The organism is Shewanella hafniensis (assembly GCF_019655335.1).
Taxonomy (GTDB): Bacteria; Pseudomonadota; Gammaproteobacteria; order Enterobacterales; family Shewanellaceae; genus Shewanella; species Shewanella hafniensis.
On record NZ_BPFD01000247.1, the window covers coordinates 1 to 438 of the forward strand.

1 protein-coding gene is annotated in these 438 nt (G+C 63.0%); it reads right to left on the bottom strand.

Annotated elements, in window-relative coordinates:
- Nucleotides 1-34 precede the first annotated feature (34 nt).
- Nucleotides 35-438, bottom strand: a 404-nt coding sequence (locus tag K5Q99_RS23205; RefSeq protein WP_220778155.1) for a C40 family peptidase, incomplete at its 5' end; no start/stop codon positions are given.

A 438-nucleotide genomic window follows, 5' to 3' on the forward strand; every position in this document is an offset into this window, starting at 1 on the left:
AGGATGACGGCCGCGCCGACACTTCGGAGCGAGGTCATGTGACGATCCTTCGGTAGCTCGACGGGTTGCCGTAGATCTTTTCCACGTTGATGCCACTATGTGGGTTGTCGGCGCTAACCATTTGGCCTCCACCGATGTAGACGGCCACGTGGTGGGCAGGGCTTCCCCAGAGGATGAGGTCGCCGACTTTGAGCTGGTCACGGGCCACGGCAGTGCCGACTTTCTGCTGGTCGGCGGCGGTGCGGGGAAGGCTAATGCCGATACGCCGGTACAGCGCCGAGGTCAGGCCTGAGCAGTCGTAGCCGCCATCGGCTTTGCCGTTGCCACCCCACACGTAGGCGTAGGAGTTGTTGTCGGCGATCGATTTGGCCCATGCCACGGCTTCGGCCAGGTTCTTCGACACACCGGTCTCGTTAGCGGCCCCGGTGGCACAGTTGT